We start from the raw sequence: 22,597 nt of genomic DNA on the forward strand, positions 1-22,597 counted from the left end.
ACAGCTACGTAACCCTCTTCCACGTTTGACCAATTCTCTATGAATGGGTAATTTCCAGTTTTTTCCTTAAAACGTTCGATAACTTCTGCTATTTTATGAACAGAATCTATGTGCTCTTTACACAGACCGGTGATCAACCCCAGCAGGAGACCGACCTTGAGCTGCTGCCAGACGAAGTGGCGCACGCGACCGGAGGAGGCCGCCAACCGGCCGGTGGCGATGCCGCGGACGGTGATGGTGGAGGTCTGGGTGCCGCTGTTGCCCGCCATACCCATGATCGCCGGCACGAAGGCGAGGAGGAAGAGGGCCTCGGCGTGAATGGACTGGAAGTGCTGGAGCAGCACGCCGGTGAGCAGCAGGCCCACCAGGTTGACCAGCAGCCAAGGCAGCCGGATCCCCGCCACCTTCCACGAGCGCTCGGAGTATTGGAGCTCGTCGTCGGAGGTACCGACCATCTTGTAGAAGTCTTCGGTGGCCTCCTCGCGCACCACGTCGACGATGTCGTCGACGGTGACGATGCCCACCAGCCGGTTGGAGTCGTCGGTGACCGGGATCGCCAGCAGGTCGTAGCGCGCCGCCAGCTGGGCCACCACTTCCTGATCGGTGTCGGTGGAGACCTTGATCAGGTCCGACTGCATGATGTCGCCGAGGGTGCGCTCCGGCCGCCGCAACAGCAGCTGGCGCAGCGAGGTGACGCCCCGCAGGTGGCCGACGTCGTCGATGACGTAGAGGTAGAAGATCATCTCTACCTCCTGCTGCTCCCGCAGGGCGGCGATGGCCTCCCCCACCGTGGTCTCTTCGGTGACCGCGAAGTAGCCGGTGTCCATGATCCGGCCGGCGGTGTCGTCGGCATAGGTGAGCTGGCTGCGGACCTCCTTCAGGTCCTTGACGTCCACCAGGTCCAGGACCCGATCCCGCAGCTCCGAAGGCAGGCTCTCGATGAGGAAGACGGCGTCGTCCACCGGCGCCCGCTCGACGATGGCGCCGATCTGGTCCGGGGTGAGCCGCTCCATCAGCTCCAGCCGCTGGTTCGGGCTGACCTCCGTCAGCACGTCCACCACGGCGTCGGGGAACTCTTTCATCAGGATGCCGAAGACCTGCAGCTGTTCCGCGGGGGTGAGGCCGCGCAGGAGCACGGCCACGTCCTCCGGGCGCACCTTGCTCAGAACCTTGATCAGGCCCTGGCGGGCTTCTCGGCGTACGAGGCGGCGAACCGTCACTTCGAGACGGCGCATACGGGGTGTCAGCTCTGCTTCCATCGAGGGGAGCGTACCACGGACTCCCCCTGGAGAATGAGCTGTAAAGGGAAGGGAGGAAAGAGTTTCGCAGGTTCCCCGGGAGTCAGTCGAGGCGACCGTGGAGGTCGCGGTCGAGCTCCGTCAACAGGCGCTGGTTCTCCCGCCAATCGGGCTCCAGGCGCACCTGTAGATCGAGGTAGACCCGACGCTCCAGGTACTCCTCCAGATCCTTGCGGGCGGCCATGCCGATGGACTTGATGCGCCGGCCCTGGCGACCGATGACGATGCTCTTCTGCCCGGGCTTCTCCACCAGCACCGTGGCGAAGATGCGCACCAGGCCGGTGGCGTCGTCCTCTTCCCAGCGATCCAGGAGCACGGCGGACGTGAAGGGAATCTCGTCTCGAGTTTGTTCCAGCACCTTCTCGCGGATGCGCTCCGCCACCAGGAAGCGCTCCGGATGCACTGTCAGCAACTCCGAATCGTAGAGCGGGGGTCCCTCCGGCAGGCGCCGGAAGAGCTCTTCCAGGACGATCTCCGCTCCCTCGCCGCGGAGGGCGCTGATGGGGATCAGCTCCTCGAACAGGCCGGTGGCGCCATAGCGTTCGAGGAGCGGCAGCAGCCGGCGCTTGTCGATCTGGTCGATCTTGTTGAGCAGCAGCAGCTTCGGCCCCTCGCTACGCTCCACCAGGTCGAGGAGGTATTGGTCCCCGGAGCCGAAGCTTTGGGAGGCATCCACCAGCAGGCAGACCACGTCGGCGCCGTTGAGGGAATCGGTGGCGTGGGAGACCATCGCCCGATTCATCCGGTAGAGGGGTTTGTGCACCCCGGGGGTGTCGTAGAAGACGATTTGCCCCCGCTCCTCGCTGTGGATGCCCACGATGCGATGGCGGGTGGTCTGGGGTTTGTCGGAGACGATGGCCACCTTCTCCCCCAACAGCCGGTTGAGCAGGGTCGATTTGCCGGCGTTGGGGCGGCCTACCAGGGCCACGGTGCCGCTGCGAGGGGACTCCGAGGCTCCGTCCGCCGAGGCTCCGCCCACCGAGGCTCCGTCTGTCGAAGCAGGGCCCGGCGCATCACTCGCCATCGCCGACCTCCTCCTCGACCTCGTCCATGGCCACCTTCTCCGCCCGCACCGTCTGCACCCGGCGCTCGTCCACCGCCTCGACGGTGAGGCGCAGCCCCTGGGTTTCCGTGACCTCCCCGGGCTCCGGCACATAGCCGAAGGTGGTGAAGACCAGTCCGCCGACGGTGTCGTAGGGCTCGTCGTCGAAGGTGATGCTGAAGATACGCTCCAACTCCTCGATGCGCATGCGACCATCGAAGAGCCAGCCACCATCGGGTAGGCGCTGGATCTGTGGCGGCAGCTCTTCGTCGGAGTCGACGATTTCGCCGACGATCTCTTCCAGCAGATCCTCGATGGTCACCAGTCCGGCGGTGCCGCCGTACTCGTCCACCACCACCGCCAGCTGCTGGCGGCGCTCCTGGAGCTCTTTGAGCACCTCGTCCAACGGCTTGGTCTCGGGCACCAACCAGATGGGTTTGGCGAGCTTCTGGAGCGGCGGCTGGGGCTCGCCGCGCATACCCCGCAGCAGATCCCGCAGGTGCAGGACGCCGACGATCTGGTCGATGGAGCGCCGGTAGAGAGGGATCCGCGAATGGGTGGATTCGGCGAAGATCTCCGCCACCTCGTCGAGGGAAGACTCCACCGAAGCACACACCAGGTCGATGCGCGGGGTCATGACGCTGCGCACCAGGGTGTCGCCGAAATCCACCACGCTGCGCACCAACTCGCCCTCGTGGTGATCGAGGATGCCCTCTCGGGTGCCGACGTCGATGAAGGCGTTGATCTCTTCGTCGGAGACCTCGTCGTCATCTTCCTCGAGACGCTGGAGATCCCGCCGGGGCATGAACGCCGCGGTCAAGCCGAGGAGCGGCGTGAACAGCATGCGGGCCAGTGAATAGGCCCGAGTGAGGCCGCGCAGGACGCCCTCCGGGTCCTGGCTCACCAGGCGCCGGTTGAGGTATTCCACCGCCGCCACGGCCACCAGGGTGATGCCCAGCCCCACCAACCAGCTGCGCACGCTCTCCACCGGTCCCACCAAGGGCACCAGAAAGAGAAAAAGCACCGCTGGGGTGACCTTGGCCACCACGCTGAGCAGGAAGCAGAAAGCCTCGAATTGGCGCGGCGACTTGTAGAGCTTGCGCATCGCGCCCTGGGCTTCCTCGATCCAATGGCGCAGGCGAATGGGTCCGCTGCGCTCGAGCATGGCGGAGAGCACAGCGGTAAGACAGAGCGCGACGGTTGCCGTCGCGACACCGGTGATCAAGATCGATGTGGACAGGGCCTTATTCCTCCTCGAGCCAACGCCGGCGAAGGCGCCGCTCCAACCTTTCCATGGTGCCGTCGTCGGTTTCGTGGTCGTAGCCGAGACAGTGCAGAACGCCGTGCAAAGTCAACAAACGCAATTCTCGCCCCGCGGCGTGGCCCGCCGCCGCGGCCTGGCGCCGGGCCGTGGGCACGGAGATGGCCACATCTCCCAGATGCCCCTCCCCACCTTCGGCGGCCCCCTCTTCGGAGACCGACAGGTCACCGGGGAAGGAGAGCACATCGGTGGGCCGGTCCTTGCCGCGGTAGGTCCGATTGAGCCGCCGCAGCTCCCGGTCGCTGGTGAAGCGCAGGCCGAGGCTAGCGGCCTCCGGGGCCAGCTCCGCCACCAACGCCTGCACCCAGGGACGCAGAGCGCGCACCCGCACCTGGGGATAGCGGCAGGGGTTCTGGATCGCCACCTCGCAGCCGGAGCCGCGCAGGGAGTCCGGGCTGGGGCCGATAGAGGGAGGTTCGGAGCTCAAGATTCGGGCCCGAGGTTGGTCGACGAAGGGGCCGGGAACGCGTCGGTCACGATGCCTTCGCCTCCTGCACCTGGGCTTCTTCCGCCGCCGTCAGCCGGGCGGTCTTCCCGTCCTTCTGGTTGAAGTCGAAGCCGGGATAGTCGATGCGCCGGTGGTAGATATTCGACAGCACCCGGTGGAAGGCCTGGGAGACCATGCGGATATCCGCCAGGGTCAGATCGGTCTCGTCCAGCTGGCCGTCCTTGAGGCAATCCTCGACGATCTTGCGAATCAGCTCGCGAATCTTCTGCTCCGTGGGCTCCACCAGCGTGCGGCTGGCGGCTTCGACGCCGTCGGCGAGCATCAGCACCCCCATCACCTTGGTCTGGGGTTTGGGTCCGGGATAGCGGAAGTCCGCTTCCCGCACCTCGTCCTCACAGTGCGCCTTCTCCTTCGCCTTGTTGTAGAAGAAGGTGATGCGGCGGGTGCCGTGATGCTGGGCGATGGCGTCCCGCAGCGGCGGCGGCAAATTATAGGAGCGCGCCAGCTCGAGGCCGAACTTGACATGGTTGACCAGCACCAGGGTGCTCATGGAGGGCGAGAGCTTGTCGTGGGGGTTGCGTCCGCCGCGCTGATTCTCGATGAAGTATTCGGAGCGCTCCACCTTGCCGATGTCGTGGTAGAGGGCTCCGGTGTAGGCGAGGACGGCGTCGGCGTTGATCGCCTCGCAGCCGGCTTTGGCCAGATTGGCCACCATCAGTGAATGCTGGAAGGATCCCGGCGCCTCGAAGGCCAGACGGCGCAGCAACGGCAGGTTGGTGTTGCTCAGCTCCACCAGCTTGATGTCGGTGGTCAGAGAGAGCAAGGACTCGAGAATGGGCACGGCGAAGCTCGCCACGCCGCCGACGATGAGGCCCCCCAGCAGGCCGCAGGCGAGATCGAAGCCGAGCCGCGACAGAGAGAGCTCATCGGCATTGGACAGGGCCGCCGCCACCAGGATGAAGACGGCGTTGGCGAGTCCGATGATGACGCCGGCGCGCACCATCACCAGGCGCTGCTTGAATTGGAAGCGGTCGAGGGTGAAGATCGCCGTCAGCGATCCCGCCAGGCAGAAGAGCCCCAGCCACCGGCTACCGTCGGGAGCGATGCCGGCGGTGAGCACGGAGAAGACCAGGGTCACCCACAGCGCCGTATTGCGGCTTCCCAAGAGCCGCGAGACCACCGCCAGGGAGGCGAAGGGGACGGCGAAGAGGTAGCTGTTCATGGAGTTGAGGGGGTCCGCCTCGATGGTGGCACTGAGGCTGCGGGCGAGCTGGAAGCCAAAGCTGGCGCCGAGGATGCCGGCGATGAGGAAGAGCAGGCATTCGTTGAACAGCCGCACCCGACTCTGCCCCGCCGGGCTCTCGTCCCTCAGGCCGAGCCACAGCACCGACGCCGCCAGCAGCGCCAGCAGAAAGCTGCCGAGCAAGGGTAGGAGATTGCCGGAGGAGCGATTCTGGCGGGTCAGGGTCTGGATGGTGCGAGCGGCGGCGGCGTCGATCTGGTCCCCCTTGCGGACGATCACCTGACCACGGCGGATCTGGACGAAGACCGGCTCGGCGGCGGCGGCGGCGGCATCCCGCCGGGCCAAGGTCTCGGCGCTGTTGGGGTTGAGGTTTGGGGAGATGTTGGCGGTGATCAGATCCACCACCACCTGCCGCTGCTGGTTGTTCAAGGCCGGCCAGCGGCGGACTTCAGCAGCGACGAAATCGCGCACCTCGTCAGGATAGCCCAAGTGGTCGTAGAGGTCGAGGTGGCGGCGCTCGGTGCCGGTACGCAGGTCCAGAAGGGTGACACCCCGGACCCGATTGTCCAAGAGGAGGTTCTTCGAGCTCACCACGCCGAGCCGAAGCACCTCCGCCAGCACCCCGCGGATGCGGTCCTCCAGGTCCATGGAGAAGCTGTCGCGGTAGAGCAAGGCCAGGGCCGCCGGGTCCACCTTGAGCCCGGCGAAGCCCTCCAGCTCCGCCACCACCCGTTCTCGCAGGGGATCACTGCCCTGGCGCTCCGGCGGCGTCTCCGCCAGCAGTTCGCGGCCGCGGGCGAAGAGCCGCTGGAAGCGCTGATCGAGCTCCGCTGCCAGCCCGGAGTCGAAGTCGTAGACCGGCAGCACGTCTTCCCGGGCCTTGCGGCGCTTTTCCTCGGTGGTGGCCAGGTCCTCGAGGGGCAGATCCACCGGTGCGACGAAATCCCGCGGCGCGATAGCTCCTTCCCCCAGGGACTCGCCGTCGAAGACGCCGAGCCCGCTGTGGGGCACCAGCGCCCAGGTGGCCAGCAGAACAAAGACCAGCAGCCAGGGAGCCTGGGCTTCCAGCAGCCGCGCTCTGCCCCGCTCCAGGCCCTGGCTCCAGCGCGTCCAGAAGCCGTTTTGAGCCTTCTTCCGGGTGGTGGTCTTGCCGGTTCCGTTCGTCATGGTCGTTCCCCCGCCACCGGGGGCTCAGGAATCCTCCTGCGGCGAGCCGTCCTGGCGACCCTTCTCCGGCCGCGGCGAATCGCGTTCCTCGGAGCGCCCTTCCCGCGCCGCTGCCCGCCGGCTCTCCCGCTCCGCCTCCCGGCGCAGCTCGAAGACCTCGTAAGCCTGCACCACCTTCTGCACCAGGGGGTGGCGCACCACGTCCCGCTGATCGAAGTGCTGGAAGGCAATGCCCTGGACTCCCTGCAGCACCCTGCGGGCCTCATCCAGCCCGGAGCGCCGCCCCTGAGGCAGATCCACCTGGGTAATATCCCCGTTGATCACCGCCTTGGAGCCGAATCCGATGCGGGTGAGGAACATTTTCATCTGTTCACTGGTGGTGTTCTGGGCCTCGTCCAAAATGATGAAGCTGTCGTTGAGGGTTCGCCCGCGCATGAAGGCGATGGGCGCCACCTCGATGATCCCCTTCTCCATCATGCGACCCACCTTCTCGTAGCCGATGATGTCGTAGAGAGCGTCGTGGAGAGGCCGCAAATAGGGATTGACCTTCTCCACCAGATCGCCGGGCAGGAAGCCGAGCTTCTCCCCCGCCTCCACCGCCGGCCGAGCGAGGACGATGCGGCGCACCTTCTTGTCCATCAGCGCCGCCGCCGCCATGGCCACCGCCAGATAGGTCTTGCCGGTGCCGGCGGGACCGATGGAGATCACCAGGTCGTGCTCCGCCATGGCCTGCAAATAGAGCTGCTGGCGCAGGGTGCGGGGCTGGATCAGCCGCCGGGCAGCGGCCTCCAGGCCCTCCGGGCGGAAAAAGTCCACCAGGGAGACCCGGGAGTCTTCCCGGGAGACCCGGATGGCGGTGCGGACGTCGCCGGGACGCAGGCGGTAGCCGGTCTGCACCAGCTCCCGGAGCTGCTCCATGAGCCGGCTCACGTGCTTCACATCCGGCGTCAGGCCGGTGATCTGGAGCTCGGTGCCGCGGGCTCCCATCTCGACCCCGAAGGCGGTTTCAATACGCCGCAGGTTCTCGTCGTGGGTGCCGAAAAGGGCGTCCAGGCTCTCCTCCGCCAGGGTCAGCCGGGCGGTGGAGATCTCGCCCTCCGGTGCGGCGACCTCGGAGGCGGCAACTTCGGGCGCCGTAACCTCGGAGGCCGAAACCTTGGGCGAGAGTGCTTCAGTAGGCTGTTCGGTTTTTTGAGCGGTCATGCGCAGGGTGGGTTCACCAGAGGTTCGAGGCGCCGAGACGACGCCGGAGCTTCAGAAGGGCGACAAGCCCGGGCGGGACGAAACGAGGCCGCAACGCCGAGATCGGCGGTCGGCAAGAGGCTCCGGAACCCTGGTGCTCGCTGAGACATCTCCTCCTTAGGTGGTGTCGCGGGTCGATGGGAGCGAGACAACTTCCCCACCGAGCCCTGGAAAAGCATGAGTCTAGCAGGTCCCCCTCGGGCTCGTACACGGACAAAGTGGACGCCCCCCGGGAGAGAACCGCGCCTACTTCTTCCCCTTGCCGTTCTTGGCGCCCTTGTCTTTCTGCGAGTAATCGTAGAAGCCCCGGCCGCTCTTGCGTCCCAGGCGGCCGGCGGTGACCATCTGCTTGAGCAGCGGCGGCGGCGCGAAGCGCTTCTCCCGGAATTCCTCGAACATGATGTTGGCGATGTTGTAGGTGGTGTCGAGGCCGACGAAGTCCAGGAGCTTGAAGGGCCCCATGGGATAGGAGCAGCCGAGGCGCATGGCGGTGTCGATGTCCTCCAGGGTGCCCAGGCCTTCCTCGTAAGCCCGCACGGCGTCCAGCAGATAGGGCACCAGCAGGCGATTGACGATGAAGCCCGAGCGATCGGAGCAGGCCACTGGGGTCTTGCCCAAGGATGAGACGAACTCTCCCGCCTGCTCCAAGCTCTCAGCATCGGTGAGCAGCGTGCCCACCACCTCGACCAGCTCCATCACCGGCACCGGGTTGAAGAAATGCAGCCCGACGAAGCGTTCCGGCCGGTTGGTGGTCACCGCCAGCTGGGTGATGGTCAGGGACGACGTGTTGCTGGCGAAGAGAGCGTCTCCCTGCACCGCCCGGTCGAGGGCGATGAAGGTCTTGCGCTTCTCTTCGAAGCTCTCGACGATGGCTTCGATGACCAGATCGCAGTCCCCGAGCTGCTCCAGGGAGACGGTGTCGGTGATACGGCCCAGAGCCTTCTCCCGCTCTGCATCCTCCAGCTTGCCCTTGCTCACCGCCCGGTCCAACGAGCGCTGGATCCGTGCCATCCCCTTCTCCAGCAGCTCTTCGCTGACCTCTCGGACCACCGTCTCGTAACCGGATCGGGCCACCACTTCGGCGATGCCGGCTCCCATCAGGCCGCAGCCGACCACTCCCACCTTGCGGATCTTCATATCGTTCTCCTCGAAAGCTCGATTCAACCGGCCCCTCTGCTTTGGAGTTCCTGGCCGGTGCCACCGCGCCTACCGATGGCCGCGGCTCGCTGTTCTTCGGAAGACCGGCAGTCTATCAAGGACCGGCTCGGGGGGAGGGATTTTCTCTCTCCGCGCCCCCGGATGTCACAGCTCGGCAGCTTCCAGGCGGCGAATCTCCCGGCCGCCGTCGGCGCGGCGGGTGAAGGCCAGGCGCACGGCCTCCGGCGGCTCCCAGGGCAGCCGCTCCGCCCACTCCACCACCACCACGCCGGCCGCCTCCGGGGCCGTAGCGGAAGTGGGTTCCAGGAATTCTTCCAACCCCAGCCCTGCAACCTCTTGGGAATCGAGGCGATAGAGGTCGACGTGGACCAGAGGGATCTCCCCTTCGTCGTGCTCGTGGATCAGCGTGTAGGTGGGCGAACGAATCGTCTCGGGATCGATGCCCAAAGCCTCCGCCAGGCCCTTCACCAGCACCGTCTTGCCACTGCCCAAATCACCGTAGAGGAGCAGCACTCCGGCGGGCCGCAGCTCGTCGGCGAGCTCGGCACCGATGGCGCGGGTCTGCTCCTCGCTCTCGCTGATCCACATGATCTTGCTCCCGGGCTCCCTCAGGCAAACGGCCTCAAGCCCTGGCCAGGCGCTGCAGGACCTTCGGCAGCCGGTCCAGGAGATCACCCGCTGCCAGCCCCCGCTCCCCTAGCTCCTCCGACGCCAAATCCCCCGCCAGACCGTGGCAGAAGGCTCCCAGCTGAGCCGCCGCCAGCGCCTCCATGCCCTGCGCCAGCAGACCTCCCACCAGGCCCGTGAGGACATCGCCGGTGCCGCCGGTGGCCATGCCCGGATTGCCGGTGGTGTTGATGTAGAGCTCGCCGTCGGGGGTCGCCACCAGGGTGCGATGGCCCTTGAGCAAAACCACCGCGCCGGTGAGCTCCGCCGCCCGCCGCGCCGCCGCCGGGCGATCCTCCTGGACCTCCGCCGCCGAGCATTGCAATAGCCGGCCCAGCTCTCCCGGATGGGGGGTGAGCACCGTCGGGGCCGAGCGCCGGGCGAGGGCAGCGGCGTGACCGGCGAAGGCGTTGAGACCGTCGGCGTCGAGCACCAGGGGCACCGTGGCCTCGAGCACCAGGCGGCGGATCGCCGCCTCGGTCTCCTCACCGACCCCCAGGCCCGGGCCCAGGGCCAGGGCATCCCGGTCCCGGAGCACCGCCAACAGCTCGTCCACCGCCGCCGGCGCCAGCTGACCATCCTCGGTTTCGGCGCAAGCCAGCGTCATGGACTCCAGCGACCCGCCGTCCACCACAGCCAGCTGGCCGCAGGGCACGGCAGCGGTGACCAGGCCGGCGCCGGCACGCACGGCGGAGCGGGCGGCGAGGATGGCGGCACCGGCCTTCCCGGGACCACCGGCCACCAGCAGCAGGTGGCCGTAGCTGCCCTTGTGACTAGCCTTGGCCCGGGGCTGCAGATACGCCGCCAGATCCTCCTCCAACAGCAGATAGAGACCGGGGCCGTCCTGGGGCTGGGTCAGCCACCCCGGCACGCCCAGATCGGTGACCACCAGCTCCCCCACCGCCGAGGCCGCCGGCTCCAGGACCTGGGCCACCTTGGGCGCAGCGAAGGTGACGGTGATCCCGGCTTCGAGGTGAGGGCCGGGAATCCCCGCCTCGCCGCCGTAGAGTCCGCTGGGGAGATCCACCGCCAGCCGCGGCACGGCCAGGCGGTTGAGCTCCTCCACCAGGCGAGCAAAGCGGCCCTTCAGCGGCCGGCTGAGGCCGGTGCCGAAGAGAGCGTCGAGGATCAAATCGCAGCCGGCGGCCTCGGCCACCGCCGCCGGGACGTCATCCTCCGACGCCACCGTCTCCGCGCTCAAACCCAGGCGCCGGCAGATCGTCTCCTGCACCCCGGCGTCGCCGGAGAGCTCGCCACCGAGGGCGAAAAGGCTCACTCCGTAGCCCCGCACCACCAGGTGCCGGGCCACCGCCAGACCGTCTCCACCGTTGTTGCCAGGCCCATAAAAAACCGCCACGGACGTCGCCTCGGGGAAGCGCTCGCCGATGACTTCCACCACCCCCAGGGCGGCGTTCTCCATCAGCACCAGCCCGGGAACACCGATCTCCTCGATGGCGACCCGGTCCGCTTCCCGCATCTCCTCTGCTGTGAGCACTCTCATCATCTCGTCACCTCCACTGCTCCCGGCGCCGGCGACCACCGGCCCCAGGATTCCAAGAGCCGCCGGGTCCTCGGGCAGTCCGGAGCCTCCCCCGCCGCCAGCCGACGCTCCAGCCGTGCCAGATCCGCAGCATCGTCCACGTCGGCACCGGGGGGCAGCAGCTCCGGGTTCAGCCCCAGCTCGTGGCAGCGCTCGAGGGTGCGGGAAAGCACCTCGCCGGTGCTCCAGGGGATGTCCTCGAAGAGCTTCGCCGCCAGGTGCTCCCGGGCCACCGCCACCAGATAGTAGCCACCGTCCTCCGCCGGCCCCAGAACCACCGGCGCCCCCGCCGCCAGCACCGCGAAGGCCCGTTCGACGGTGGCCAGCTCGAGCTCCGGATGGTCGCTACCGACGGCGGCGACGAAGCGATGCTCCCGAGCCGCCTGGAAGAGCCCGTTGAACAGGCGTCGCCCCAGATTCTCCCCCTCTTGGCGCACCCCGGAGACGGCGCTTCCGCCTTCGTCCGCTGCTTCCGCCGGCGGCCAGCGAGGGATGTCGTCGTCCTCGTCCAGGGCCCAGGCGAGGGTCAAGGCGAAGCTTCCCGGCTCCAGCCTCTGCACCAAATCTTCCAGGAACGCCTGGTGCAGCTGAGCCGCTTGCTCCGCCGTCAGCTCTCCCGGCTCCGAACCCACCAACCGGGTTTTGACTCGCCCTGGTCGCGCAGGCTTGGTATAAACCAACACACAGCTTCTTTTGTCGTCTTCGTTCACCGCTTCGCTCGTACCTTTTGGCGGCTCTCGCCCCAACGGCCTTCGGCTCTGCCAGCTCGCTTCGCCGAGACCAGGAGCGCTAGCCTCTGATCCATGGAGAGATTGTACCGACTTCCATGAGCGTCCTCACTCTGCTCACCGACTTCGGCACCCGCGACTACTACGTCGCCGCCATGAAAGGCGTGGTGCTCCGGCTGGCGCCGCCGGAGCGGCGGGCCGCTGACGGGCCACTCCAGATGGTGGATATCAGCCACGAAATCGGCTTCGGTGAAATCGCTGAAGGGGCCTTCGTGCTCGCTGCTGCGGCGGCGAGCTTTCCCGCCGGCACCGTACACCTGGCGGTGGTGGATCCCGGCGTCGGCAGCGACCGCCGCATCCTGGTGGTGGAGAACCAAGGCGCGGTCTTCGTCGGCCCTGACAATGGCCTCCTGCATTTTGCTCTGACGCAGCCCCTCACCCGGCCTCTGAGCAAGCCTATCGCCGGCTCGAAGAGCTGTGATGAAGAATCTGCGCCAGAACTGGCGGATTCCGGAGCGCTGGACAACCGGCAGGTCTTCGCGGTAGAACGAAGCGATCTCTATTTGTCGTCTCCGGGTTCGACGTTCCATGGGCGTGACCGATTCGCGCCGGTGGCTGCGGCGGTGCTGCGGGGGGAAACGCTGCAGGAGCTGGGCTCGCCCATCAGCGATCCCGTACTGCTCCCTGGCGAAGCCCCCAAGAGAACTTCGCAATGCCTGGAAGGCCGGGTGATTCACATCGACCGCTTCGGCAACCTGGTCACCGACCTGCCCAGCGCATGGCTGGGAGAGCCCCCTGCGGAGGCCAAGGTGGACGGTCACCCGATTCCCGCCTGGGTCTCCCGCTACGACCAGCTGGGGACCGGCGAGGCCGGACTTCTGCCGGGTTCATTGGGGACTTTGGAGGTCTCTTTGCGCGGCGAAAGCCTTGCTCAGAGCTGGAAGATTCACCGCGGTGCGCCAGTGCGCATTGCGTTAAGATAAATGGCAATCAACTGGATCAGTCAACTGCAGAAGGCCTCGGGCCCTTCATGGATGGGAGCATAGGATGACCAAGTGGGAGTACAAGATCATCAATATTCGCAGTGAGAACTATCGCCTCGACCCCAACGCGGCACCGATTCTCACGGAGCTCGGTCAGGAAGGGTGGGAGCTGGTGGGGCTGACTTCGGTGAATTTCAAGACCGGAGCCACCGACAACATCGCCATGGTCTTCAAGCGCCCGACCTAGCAGCCCTGCTGGTTTTCGCACCGCAGGGCTCGTCCGGAGCTCGGCAACGACCGATATCAGGGGATCCCCAGCGGGTCCCCTGTTTTGGTTCTGAAGAGGGTGTGCGCTCCGAAGGTGGCGCTCAGCGCAGCTTCTTCACCGCCTGGGCGAGGGCAAAGCCGGCGGCGGCTCCGAGGAGCAGCAGCACTGGCCCCTTGCTCTTGGGCGCCCATCCGAAGGTGCTCTCCAGATTGCGCTGCAGCGCCGCCAGATCTTCCTGCAACTGACGACGGCTTTCTTCGATCAGCGGGTTCGTGGGTTCCGTGCTCACAGCTCTTCCTCCCGAGAATCCTTCGAATCGGTGGCCGTGGAACCGGCTGCGGTCGAACCGCCGCCCATGGCGGACCGCCGCCGGCGGCTCCTCGTTCCTTCTTCCTCCACCAGCTGCCCACGCCACCAGCCCAGATGGTCGTCCACGTGGCGCCGCACCGTCTGGGTGGGGGTCTCCAACTTCTTCATCTTCATCCAGCCCCAGCCGAGCAGAATTCCCGCCGACAGCATCAGAACCAGGAAGACGATGCCCGCCGCCGCCCACACCGGCAGCCGCACGGCGATCAACGCTACCAGCGCCGCGGTGCCGACGCCGGCAGCCCAGAAGATCAGGATCAGTGCCGCCGTAGCCAACGCCAGCACCATGGTCAGTCCACGGCCGGTGTGCTGGAAGTCGTCGAGCAGAGAATGCACCTCCGCCCGCACGACCTCCACCACCGACTGGCCCAAAGACTGGACTCGCTGTTTGATACGTCCCATAACCCTAGCCTACATTGATTCGGCGACTGACGAAGGAGGTATCCGCCCCCAGATCGTCCCGCAGCCCCACCGCCACATCCTGACCGCCGCTGCGCATCAGAAGCTCGATGGTGTAGACGTAATACTGCTCCCGGGCTCGATCGATCTCGTCGTTGGGAATCGAAATGGGCACCGGCGCTTCCTGGACCGGCGCCGTGCGGCCCTTGTCGTCGAGGGCGGACAGCCATACCCGCAGCCGGCCCTCGTGGGTGCTCTCCCGCGGCACCAGGGTGACCTTGGAGAGGGGGATGCGAACCCGCACCGGCACGGTGTAGAGATTGTCCCGGGGACGCTTCACCGGATCGCCGAAGTCGAGCTTCACATCCAGCGGATTGTCGTGGTAGTCGAAGTGCAGCGAAGCCATGGTGGTCTCCGCCATGGTCGTCTCGACGCTCTTGTCGCGGTAGCTCTCCCGATGCCGGACCTGGGCCCCCTTGATATCCACCTTCACCTTGAGTTTGTACAGCCGCCCATCGCCGGCGTGGGGCGGTGTGTAACCCAGCGAATAGTAGTTACGCAGATCGTTGGACACCTCCTCCAGCGCCGGCAACACCCGATTGCGGTTGACGATGGCGGTGCCGCCGGTGACGTTGGAGAGGTAGTGCAGAGAGTTCTGCAGATTGGAGATGTTGATGGTGTCGATGAACGGACCGCGGCCCGGCCCGCCCCGGTTCGAGGCGTCGATGTGGCTGTAGGTGCGCAGGCCGCCGGCGTCGATCATGTAGAACGTGACGCGGTTGGCGTTGGCCTGGGCGGCAAGCTGATCGAAGCGCCGGGAAAGATCATAGGTAAAGGCCTCGGTGAGAGCCACGGTGCGCTTGAATTTGTTGTCGATGTAGTGGAAGACGTCCTCGCCGGGCACCATGGGCAGACCGTCGCTGACGTGCAGGATGGCCTTACGACCGGGCAGGCCGGCGAGGGAGTCGACGAAGTCCTTCAGCGCATTGATGGTGAAGGTCATGTCGTTGGTGAGGGACTCGGCGTAGAGCCGAGCCCGGGCCAGAGCGTTCCACTCGCTATCCGAGTCGTCGATGTCCTCGAGCACCTGCTTGCGCTCGGAATCCGCCAGGGTGGCGCTGCCGGTCTTCTTCTCCAGGGTGGTCATCAAACCGCTGATCACCCGCGGATCGCTGGTGAAGGGATGCTCGATCTTGAGGCTACGGGTGTAGCTCACCAACATCACCCGATCCTCCGGCCGTAGCTTGGTGGTGAGGAATTGGCGCAGCTCGCGCATCACCCGATTGCGGTTGAAGGGCCGGATGTTGAAGTGGTCGATGAACACCACCAGGTGAAGGCGCTGGTCCTCCGGCACTTCCACCGGCTGAAGATGCTGAGGCAGGCCCGGCACCACTTCCTCCTGGACCACGACACCGTCCTCCCCCACCGGCCGCCCGTTCTCCACCGGATAGAAGTTGGAGATCTCCATGGGCCGGCCGTCCTCGAAGATCTCGAAGTCGTCCTCGGTCAGCCCCAGGATCGGGTTGCCCTTTTTGTCGGTGACGTAGACGTCGACATTGACCACGTTCACCTGGATGCTGTCGCCGAAGAGATCCGCCGGCTCGGCGTCCTCCGCCTCGCTGTCGTCCGCCTCGGTATCTTCCCCTTGGGCTTCCTGGGTCCCGGCTTCTTCAGCGACCGCCTCTGCCCCCTCCGCGGCGTCCGCCGGCGGTGGAGCTTCCGGTTCCTGGGCCTGGACAGACAGAGGAGCCAGGAAGAGGGTCGAGAGTAGGAAAAAGCTGAGAATCAGTGAGCGCATCGAGCGGTCCCTTCAGAGATCATGAGCTAGGTGGTGACGAATCCGGTCCGCGGCCGGCGAACCACAAGAAACCGAAGTATACGGGATCGGGCCTCGGTCTGTGCGCGGTGCCCACTCTCCGCCGCCGCACCGGGGCTCAGCCTTCCGGTGCCGCCACCTCGATGGTCTTGGTGACCTGGGCATTGATCCCGGCGGTGGCGTCCCATAGGCCGAGAACGATCTTCTGCTCTCCCGGCGGCAAGGCTACCGGCAACTGGGCACCGTAACTCTGGGATCGCGCCTCTTCCAGGCGCTCCGCCGGTACCCGGATGGCCAACGGCAGGGTCCCTACCGGGCTCACCCGGCCGGTGTCGCTGAGGCTGGCGAAGTACAGCTTGAGCTCCACTCGGGCCTCTTCCCCCTCGGTGACGAAGCCCAGCTTGTCCAGCGGAATGGCCACCATCAGCGCCACATCCACGGCACCGTCATCGCGGCCCTGCTGGCCTTCCACCTGCACCTGCAGGCCCAGGGGATCGTGCACCGCTCCCAGGAGCAAGGCCGCGGCGGTGCGGTCCTGTTGCAGCGAGTCTCCGCTCCGGGTGACGAAGCTCTGGCGGAACCGAGCCTTGTTTCCCCGCCCCTTCACCTTGACCTTGATGCGATGCAGCTGAGGCTTGTCCAGAGCCGGCATGGTCAGGCCCAGGGAATAGTAGTTGCGCAGATCTTGCTGCACATTCTCCAGCCAGCCATCGACGTCGGTGCCGCCGGCGAGGGCGACGCCGCCGGTCTCGTCCGCCATCAGCCGCAGCGAGTCTCGCAGATCCGCCAGGTCGGCAGTGAGGTAACCGGCGGGGCTAGCCACCGCTCCGATGTCGCTGGGACTGTCGGCGCCCAGCAGGGCGATGTCGCCGCCGGCTCCGTTGACCGGGTAGAAGGTCACCCGCCGGGCATTGGCCAGGGCGGTGAGCTCGGTGAACAGAGGGCTGGTGTCGTAGGGAACGAGCTCGCTGCGCAGGGAGGCCACCTGAGACGACAGGGGCGGCGGCGAAGAGCCACCACCACCGCCGCTGCCAAAGCCGTCGCCGTCCCCGGAGCCACTCCGGGACTGATCCCCAAAGCCCACTCCCTCTACGCTACGGCCATCCTGGAGAGTCTGCTGGAGGGCCGTGACCAGCGAGTCGCCGGGCCGTAGGGGCAAGCCGTCGCTGACGTAGACCAACGCCTTGCGTCCGGGCAGGGCCCCCAAGGACAGCACCACCGCCCGCAGCATGCTGACGGTGTCCACCACGTCACTATGGGACGACTGGGCGAAGAAGACGATCTGCCGCAGCACGCTGTCGAGCTCGGCGGCGGCGAAGAGCGGACCGGCGGTACTCTGCTCGGAGAGCATGCGGATGACATTCTGCATGCCGCTCAAGGCGGTACGCCGCTCCGCCTCGCGGGCGAAACGCGCCGCCGGCAGCTTCGAGGTTTGCTCCAAGGCCGCTGCCAGCTCAGCACGGTCGGAGGTGAAGGTCTGACGCACGTTGAGGGAGCCGTCGTGAGTCATGATCAACACTTCCGCGCCGCGATCCAGGGTCTCCTCAAGAAACGTCTCCAGCTCTCCCAGCACCCGGTTGCGGTTGGCCGGCGACAGATTGCGGTTGTCCACCAGCACCGCCAGCCGTAGCGGCGGTGTCGCTTCCTCGGCAGCTGTGTCCGCCGCCTCCTCCGCCGGAGCGGCCGCCTGCGGCTTCTCCGCCGGCACGGCCCCGGCCGTCACCTGCTCGAAGAAATCGATCTTGGACACCCGATCCCCATCCACCTGAATGGTGAAGTCATCGGGGCTCAAGCCCTCGACGAAGTTCCCCTTGCGATCCGTGACGAAGATGTCCAGATTCACCACGTTGACGTCCACCGCAGCACCAAAGCTGGAGGCCGGCGCAGCCTCGGAGTCGGCCTGGGCCTGCACCGCCGGTGCGACGACCAGCCCCGATAGCCAACCCACCGAGAGACAAAGAGCGAGAACGAAGCGCCGGCGAGCGGTGAGAAGAATCGACGTGGGCTGCATCAGGGACCTCCTTGGCGAAGAATTCAAAGGATGGGACTTGCGGAACGAAGTTCGAGGGAATGAAGGAGTCTGCACCCCCGGGACGCCCTCAGCGTCGGCGGTCCAGATCGACGGTGGTAGCCAGGATGCCGCCGCTGGCGGGATCGTAGAGAGAGACCACCATCTGGGTGGTGCCCTTGCGCAGACGCACGCTGGTCTCGTAGACCGCATGGCTACCCTCCGGCGGCGGCTGGTCACCGCGAAGCACTACCGGCACCACCGGCACCTCGGAGCGCTGGCCACTCTTGTCCAGCGCCGCCACCCGCAGCTCCAGCTGAGCACCGTATTGCTCCCCCACCGGAATCATGGTGATGGAGTCCATGGGGATGGTGATGGACAGAGGAACCTCCATGGTGCGGCCGAAGCCGCCCTGGCGTTGCCCCAGATCCACCTCCAGCGACTCGTTGGACGGCGAGTTGCCGAAGAGCAGGGTGCTCTCCACCATCATGGAAACTTCCCGGGTACGGGAGAAATCGAGGAAGCTGTCCCGAGCCCGCACCTGGAGGCCCGGCCGTAGCACCTTGACCTTGATGTCGTGGCGCTCGTCGTCCTCCTGGCGCTGGGGCGAGAAACCGAGCCAATAGTAGGAACGGGTATCTGCCACCACTTCGGCGAAGGGCGCTTCCCGCAGCGAGTTGAGCAGGGGCTTGCCACCGGTCTCCGTAGCGAGGAAGCGCAACGAGCCATGGACCCCGAACTCCCGTAGGCCACGGTTGGTGAGGGTACCGGTGAGCAGCGTCGACTGGGTTGGGTCGAGATCCTGGGTGGGCACGGCGCGCTGCGCTTCCAGATTGGCTTCCAGATCCGGCGGCACCGAATCTTCGGCATCCAACGAGTCTACTTGAACCCCCGGGATATCCACCGGATAGAGGGTGTAGCCCAGGAGGTTGGCGGTATCCGATAGGTCCGCGTAGAGTCGCCGGCCACCTAGTGGGTCGGAGACGTCCTGGAGCGGCGCTTCCCGACTGTTGACAGCATAGAGTTCCGGCTCCAGGGGCCAGCCGCCGGCGAGGAGAATCATCACCTTGCGACCCGGCGGCGCCGCGAAGCTGCGCAGAGTAGCGGTGGCCGCCAGCACGGCGTTCTCCAGCTGATTCTCCAACCGGTTGCTGTAGTCCCGCTCCGGGGGCGTCAGGAAGGTGACGCCGGAATCGAAGTCCCGCTGCTCGTAGGGCCGGCCAGCAAACTCCCGGGCATCGGCGTCGAGATTGCGCAACTCGATGATCCGCTGGATACCGTGGGCGTCCCGGCGGCGGGCCTGTTGAAAGGCGCGCTCGAGCTCGGCGATGGAGCTCGACCAGCTGGTGAGCATGTCCAATTCCTTGCCGTCGTAGGCCACCACCGCCATCCGGTCCGCCGGCCCCAGAGCCCCCAGCTCGTCCGCCAGCGCCCGCAGAACCCGATCCCGATCTCGCTTGAGGGGAAAGAAGTCATCGATGAAGACCAGATAGCTGGTGCCGACGGCCTGGCCTTCCCCAGCCTGGGCCACCGCCGGCGCCGCCGGTGCCTGGCCCGGCGTGGCAACCGCTTGACCACCGCGAACCTCGCTGAAGTATTGGACGGGGGTCTCCTGTCCATCGACGATGAGCTGAAAGTCTTCGGCCTTGAGATCCGGCACTCGCAGCCCGTCACGATCGGTGACCACGACCTCGACGTTGACAACCCGCACGTCGATGATCTCGCCGAACACTCCAGGCTGTTCCTCCTGAGCCATGGCCGCAGGAACGAGGGTGAGAGTGAGAATCAGGATGAGAGCCGCTGTAAAGGTCCTATACATAGTCTTGATGTCTCCTAACTGCAAAGTCTCGGGCGGCGAACGCGTCGTCCACCGGCCGTCAGAACCAGCTGTCCTTGGTCGAGGACGGCCCGTCTCAAAGGAAAGACAGTCTCCAAGCAAAGACAGTCTCCGAGGGAAGACCGTCTCCAAGGAATACGCCGCTCCACAACCTACTGGAGGCGATACAGGTGATGAACCGGCCCGTGCCCGTGCCCCAAGGGAAAGGCAGCGACCAGGGCACCGTGGAGGTATTGGATCGCCTCGTCGATAGAGGAAGCAAGAGTCGCGCCAGACCCCAGGCCGGCGGCGATGGCAGAGCTGAGGGTACAGCCGGTGCCGTGGGTCGAAGAGGTGGCGACCCGTGGATGACGGAACCGCCGCTCCCGATCCTCTGGCCGTTGCGCTCTTGGGTCCACCAGCAGATCGACGATCTCGTCGCCCCGCCGATGCCCGCCTTTGAGCAGGACCGCCGTCCCCGCCTCGGCCAGCCCACCCTTCGCCAGCTCTTTGGCCGCCGCCAGAGCTTCCTCGTCCGTGCTCACCGGCAGTCCCGTCAAGCGCTCCGCCTCCGGCAGATTGGGGGTGACCAGGGTCGCCAGGGGCAGCAACCGGCGGCGCAAGGCATCGATGGCGTCGTCCCGCAGGAGCGCGTCACCACTCTTGGCCACCATGACCGGATCCAGCACCACCGGCGGGGTGTCCCCGTCTCGATAGGTTTCGAGGGCCTCCGCCACCGCTTCGATGATGGGAGCGCTGGCCAGCATGCCGATCTTCACCGCATCGACGCCGATATCCTCGAAAACCGCGGCGATCTGGGCCGCTACCATTTCCGGTGGGGCCTCGTGAACGGCGGTGACCTGGCGAGTGTTCTGAGCGGTGAGGGCGGTGATGGCGCTCATGCCGTAGCCCCCGAAGGCGGCGAAGGTCTTGAGGTCCGCCTGGATGCCGGCGCCACCGCCGGAGTCGGAGCCGGCGATGGTGAGCAGCCGGGGTGGTGTCGGGTTTCCGGCTCTGGATGGCTCGAGGCTCATGCGCCCCCCTCGGCGACGGCCTCCCCACCGCCCTTGCTGCCTCGGTTGCCACCGCCAGGGCCGCCCCTCGTCCCGCCGGAAGGTCCTCCGCGGGTTTCTCCCCCACGGGGCTCCCCTGCCGGACGCAGCCGCCAGAGCACCAGCATCGCCACCAAAATGGCCACGCTGATGGCCTGGGCGACGGTGAATTCGCCGAGCAGGCGATCGTCCTTGGCGCGCAGGAATTCGATGAAGAAGCGCTCCATGGCCAGCAGCGAGAAGACCACCACGGAGGTGGTGCCCACGCGCCCGGTACCCGAGCGCACTCGGCGCAGCAGCGTCAGCCCCACCCACCAGATGCCCAGAGCGATGAGGGTTTCGTAGACCTGGGTCGGATGCACGGCGATCCAGTCGGAGTCGGCGACGCCGGCGGGGAAATCCCAATCGTAGAAGTAGCTGAGGTTCTCAGCGGTGGTCTTGGGCACGCCATGCTTGAAGACCACGCCCCAAGGCAAGTCCGTGGGCACGCCATAGTCGTCCCCGACCAGGAAGCAGCCGACGCGGCCGATGCCGTAGCCCAAGGCCAGGGCCGGCGCCGCGGCATCGATGGTGCGCCAGCGGGGCATCTTGCGGTGATGGACCACCCACACCACCAGCGCCGCGGCGAGCAGGAAGCCGCCGTACCAGACGAGGCCGGAGCGGCTGAAGAGCAGGCGCCAGTCTTGGTACAACAGAACGTAGTAAACCTTGGCACCGAGGATGCCGCCCACCCCCGCCGCCAGCACCATGGAAGACGCATCGTCATCATCGCCGATGCCCAGTTTCTTGAGCCCCCATCGCAGCTGCAGGTAGCTGCCGACGAAGGCCAGCACGAGCATCAGACCGAAGGGGCTGACGGAGAATTGGCCGATATGAAATAGCTCGGGAATCATCGAGATCGCCTATGGGTTGACGCCGCCGTCTCGGCGGCCGGGCAGGGCGCTCAGCGGTACTGCCAAGTCCTGACTCCAGTATCCGCGGACCCAGGCAGCAGCTTTCGAAATTCAGCTGGCTGGACGCGGTCGGTAGTTGAGGCTCCAGTCGTAGTCGAGATAGCGGATCTCCGGTTCGTCGGCCCGCAGCCGATTCGCCAGCTCCTCGGGCAGCCGCGGCAGAATCCAGGCCACGGCATCACCGCCGAAGTCCTCAGCGTACCAGTCGAAGATGGACGAGAGGTAGAGGACACCCGCACCGGCATCGTAGCGCAGACCGTGCTCGGTGTCCCCCAGGTAGCTTTCCGTCTGCTGCGCCAGTTGTTCTTCCAGGGTCTCGGCCCGGTAGGGTTCCCCCCGCAGCTTGGGGCAACCGGTGGAGGCACAGACCACCGCGAAGTGCATCCGCGAATCCCCCAAGGCCAGGCCTTTTTGTTCGATCTGGTTGAGGGTCAGATCTTCCCCGGCCACGGTGCGATCGTCCTCGTCGAAGAAGCCATCCTCCTGGATGACGCTCTCGATCTCCGGGTACCGGCGCATCACTTCCCAGGCGGTGAAGGCGTTGTAGGCGTTGATCCAGAAGGCGATCTGGCGCTCCCGGGTCGAGTCCTCCGGCCGCGCCGAGGCCAGCCCGTCGAGGTAACGAATCAGATCCTCCGGCGCTTCTTTGAGCCCCGCGTAGTCGAGTCCACCGTCGACCTCGAACTCATCGAGGACGCGTCCCCAGGCCTCGACATCCGGCAGGGCCTCTTCCCCGGAATCCAGGCCGTCAGTCCCTTCCCCACCACTCTCCGCCCTCTGCGTCTGCACCTCCGAAACCGGCGCCGAGTCACCACAGGCCCCGAGGCCGGGCAAGAGCAGCAGGAGGATCATGAGTAGGAAGTGGGGGGAGCGGGTTGTGAGCCATGAGGTCATAGGGATCTCCAGAGTCCATCTCGTCGCGCCAGCCGAGTCTACACGCCCCGGCGGTCTCTTCCCTACCCTACGCAAGCCACCCTGGACGAGGCCCTACCCGAGTAGTAGAAGACTCGATTCCACTGTCGATGAGAGGATCCCCTACGCCCTCAAACCACCGGCGGTATGGCGAGGGAGCGGGATCCGAGG

20 protein-coding genes are annotated in these 22,597 nt (G+C 66.4%); 2 read left to right on the forward strand and 18 right to left on the reverse strand.

Going from position 1 to position 22,597, the window contains the following annotated elements; genetic code table 11:
* The 10 genes from mgtE to SX243_16100 all read right to left on the reverse strand — a co-directional run.
* Positions 1-1,235: magnesium transporter (gene mgtE, locus SX243_16055; protein MDY7094485.1), on the reverse strand; the 1,235-nt coding region annotated here is incomplete at its 3' end.
* Positions 1,236-1,341: 106 nt separating this feature from the next.
* Positions 1,342-2,322: a GTPase Era gene (gene era, locus SX243_16060; protein ID MDY7094486.1), complete on the reverse strand. Its 981-nt coding sequence runs from the start codon at positions 2,320-2,322 to the stop codon at positions 1,342-1,344.
* Positions 2,312-3,565: a hemolysin family protein gene (locus SX243_16065; GenBank protein MDY7094487.1), complete on the reverse strand. Its 1,254-nt coding sequence runs from the start codon at positions 3,563-3,565 to the stop codon at positions 2,312-2,314. Before SX243_16065 ends, era begins: the two co-directional genes overlap by 11 nt.
* A gap of 19 nt (positions 3,566-3,584) precedes the next feature.
* Positions 3,585-4,088 (reverse strand): rRNA maturation RNase YbeY, encoded by a 504-nt coding sequence (ybeY, locus tag SX243_16070; protein ID MDY7094488.1) that lies wholly within the window; start codon positions 4,086-4,088, stop codon positions 3,585-3,587.
* Positions 4,089-4,134: 46 nt separating this feature from the next.
* On the reverse strand, positions 4,135-6,519 hold the full coding sequence (locus SX243_16075; protein ID MDY7094489.1) for an HDIG domain-containing protein: 2,385 nt from the start codon (positions 6,517-6,519) through the stop codon (positions 4,135-4,137).
* A 24-nt stretch (positions 6,520-6,543) separates the two neighbouring features.
* On the reverse strand, positions 6,544-7,722 hold the full coding sequence (locus SX243_16080; GenBank protein MDY7094490.1) for a PhoH family protein: 1,179 nt from the start codon (positions 7,720-7,722) through the stop codon (positions 6,544-6,546).
* Positions 7,723-8,007: 285 nt separating this feature from the next.
* Entirely contained in the window at positions 8,008-8,898 is an 891-nt protein-coding gene (locus SX243_16085; GenBank protein ID MDY7094491.1) for a 3-hydroxybutyryl-CoA dehydrogenase, read from the reverse strand.
* Between the two features lie 165 nt (positions 8,899-9,063).
* Positions 9,064-9,507, reverse strand: coding sequence for a tRNA (adenosine(37)-N6)-threonylcarbamoyltransferase complex ATPase subunit type 1 TsaE (gene tsaE / locus SX243_16090; protein ID MDY7094492.1), 444 nt, complete (start codon positions 9,505-9,507; stop codon positions 9,064-9,066).
* Positions 9,508-9,541: 34 nt separating this feature from the next.
* Entirely contained in the window at positions 9,542-11,089 is a 1,548-nt protein-coding gene (locus SX243_16095) for an NAD(P)H-hydrate dehydratase (protein MDY7094493.1), read from the reverse strand.
* Positions 11,086-11,805 carry a TIGR04282 family arsenosugar biosynthesis glycosyltransferase gene (locus SX243_16100; protein ID MDY7094494.1) on the reverse strand — a complete coding sequence of 240 codons (720 nt, stop codon included), beginning with the start codon at positions 11,803-11,805 and terminating at the stop codon, positions 11,086-11,088. The genes SX243_16095 and SX243_16100 overlap by 4 nt, the downstream gene beginning before the upstream one ends.
* A 146-nt stretch (positions 11,806-11,951) precedes the next feature.
* Between SX243_16100 and SX243_16105 the strand changes: the two genes are divergently transcribed.
* Together SX243_16105 and SX243_16110 are read left to right on the forward strand one after the other, a co-directional pair.
* Positions 11,952-12,836: an SAM-dependent chlorinase/fluorinase gene (locus tag SX243_16105; GenBank protein ID MDY7094495.1), complete on the forward strand. Its 885-nt coding sequence runs from the start codon at positions 11,952-11,954 to the stop codon at positions 12,834-12,836.
* A 64-nt stretch (positions 12,837-12,900) separates the two neighbouring features.
* Positions 12,901-13,083, forward strand: a complete 183-nt coding sequence (locus tag SX243_16110) for a DUF4177 domain-containing protein (GenBank protein MDY7094496.1) — start codon at positions 12,901-12,903, stop codon at positions 13,081-13,083.
* Between the two features lie 121 nt (positions 13,084-13,204).
* On the opposite strand, the gene SX243_16115 is transcribed toward SX243_16110, so the two are convergent.
* The 8 genes from SX243_16115 to SX243_16150 form a co-directional block, all read right to left on the reverse strand.
* Positions 13,205-13,393, reverse strand: a complete 189-nt coding sequence (locus SX243_16115; GenBank protein MDY7094497.1) for a hypothetical protein — start codon at positions 13,391-13,393, stop codon at positions 13,205-13,207.
* Positions 13,390-13,872 carry a phage holin family protein gene (locus SX243_16120; GenBank protein ID MDY7094498.1) on the reverse strand — a complete coding sequence of 161 codons (483 nt, stop codon included), beginning with the start codon at positions 13,870-13,872 and terminating at the stop codon, positions 13,390-13,392. The genes SX243_16115 and SX243_16120 overlap by 4 nt, the downstream gene beginning before the upstream one ends.
* A gap of 4 nt (positions 13,873-13,876) precedes the next feature.
* Positions 13,877-15,667, reverse strand: coding sequence for a VWA domain-containing protein (locus SX243_16125; GenBank protein MDY7094499.1), 1,791 nt, complete (start codon positions 15,665-15,667; stop codon positions 13,877-13,879).
* A gap of 136 nt (positions 15,668-15,803) precedes the next feature.
* The gene (locus tag SX243_16130; GenBank protein ID MDY7094500.1) at positions 15,804-17,696 is read right to left on the reverse strand and encodes a VWA domain-containing protein; all 1,893 of its coding nucleotides are present in this window, start codon (positions 17,694-17,696) and stop codon (positions 15,804-15,806) included.
* An 88-nt stretch (positions 17,697-17,784) separates the two neighbouring features.
* Positions 17,785-19,512 (reverse strand): VWA domain-containing protein, encoded by a 1,728-nt coding sequence (locus SX243_16135; protein MDY7094501.1) that lies wholly within the window; start codon positions 19,510-19,512, stop codon positions 17,785-17,787.
* Positions 19,513-19,682: 170 nt separating this feature from the next.
* Entirely contained in the window at positions 19,683-20,543 is an 861-nt protein-coding gene (gene thiD, locus SX243_16140) for a bifunctional hydroxymethylpyrimidine kinase/phosphomethylpyrimidine kinase (GenBank protein ID MDY7094502.1), read from the reverse strand.
* Complete coding sequence (locus SX243_16145; GenBank protein MDY7094503.1) at positions 20,540-21,454, reverse strand: prolipoprotein diacylglyceryl transferase; 915 nt, start codon at positions 21,452-21,454, stop codon at positions 20,540-20,542. The genes thiD and SX243_16145 overlap by 4 nt, the downstream gene beginning before the upstream one ends.
* A 111-nt stretch (positions 21,455-21,565) precedes the next feature.
* Positions 21,566-22,408 carry a DUF547 domain-containing protein gene (locus SX243_16150; GenBank protein ID MDY7094504.1) on the reverse strand — a complete coding sequence of 281 codons (843 nt, stop codon included), beginning with the start codon at positions 22,406-22,408 and terminating at the stop codon, positions 21,566-21,568.
* Positions 22,409-22,597: the final 189 nt, after the last annotated feature.

The organism is Acidobacteriota bacterium (assembly GCA_034211275.1).
Lineage (GTDB): Bacteria > Acidobacteriota > Thermoanaerobaculia > Multivoradales > JAHZIX01 > JAGQSE01.